Below are 960 nucleotides of genomic sequence, written 5' to 3'. Positions count from 1 at the left end.
GGTAATCTCTTAGACCAGCCAACCGTTTACGATCGGTTGGTCGCCGCGCTGCAAGGCGAGCCACAACTTGCCGAGCGTGATCGGCCGGGCGCCTACCTCCCCTGCTCGACCCACCCGATATTCGATCAGCTCGCCGAGGATTGGATCGCCATTCTCGATAGCCCGATTTCGGTGTTTGACGCTCTGCCCCACATCGTAAACATCACCGGGCTCAATCTTGTTCGATACCAGCTTGACCGAGCGCGTGAACTGCTCGACTCGGTGCCCATTACGATGATCTGCGAGATCGTATCGCCAAAAAAGACCGTGATCCGTGACCTTGCCGCGGACTCTTTCCAAGCGAACAATGCGCTACCCGGTCTTGCCATCGAGCATTACGTCCGCAGTGCCGAAACCTCTCATGAGTGGCAGCTCGCCGTTGCGTCGGACGATGCCGTTCTCAGCGCCGCAGTGGTACTGGGCCGCCAATTTGACTGGCCGGACCCTGATGACTTACCGGCGGGGATGAGCAATCCAGGCGACCTGATCGATGAGCTCGTTGGCAGGGCGAAGACCAGGCACGCGCAACATGTGGGCAAAGTTCATTCGACTTGGGCGCGGCAGATCGGATTGAGCTCGCGTCGCTCAAGCCAGCGCGTGCGCTACGCACCGACCGACCGCCTGCTCAAGACGCTTGTTGTCTGCTGCGTGAGTGAGAGGATGGAGTTCAAGGACTTCCTTGCTGCGCTCCATGATCGTTACGGCCTCGTGATCGGAGATCAACAGGCCGCGAGCATCATCGGCGCCGGCAAAGCCGATCAGGAGGACTTCTCTGACAACGCGCGGCGGTTGGAGGAACGGCTAATCAGCCTCGGCCTGCTCAATCGGCTGTCGGACTCGGCCGCCTATGTAGAAAATCCGTTTCGCCGCGAGGTGCGAGCATGAACGCCCTCGATCTGATCGGCACGGCAGGGGCTGCGG

The 960-nt window shown here is 60.4% G+C and carries 1 protein-coding gene; it reads left to right on the top strand.

Annotation, left to right across the window (positions count from 1 at the left end):
• Window positions 1–924: hypothetical protein (locus EOA13_RS38250; protein WP_206535382.1), on the top strand; the 924-nt coding region annotated here is incomplete at its 5' end.
• Window positions 925–960 lie beyond the last annotated feature (36 nt).

The sequence above is a fragment of the Mesorhizobium sp. M7A.F.Ca.US.011.01.1.1 genome (genome assembly GCF_003998295.1).
Lineage (GTDB): Bacteria > Pseudomonadota > Alphaproteobacteria > Rhizobiales > Rhizobiaceae > Mesorhizobium.
Note: the sequence above shows the minus strand (reverse complement) of the source record. Positions and strands in the feature narration are given on the sequence as shown.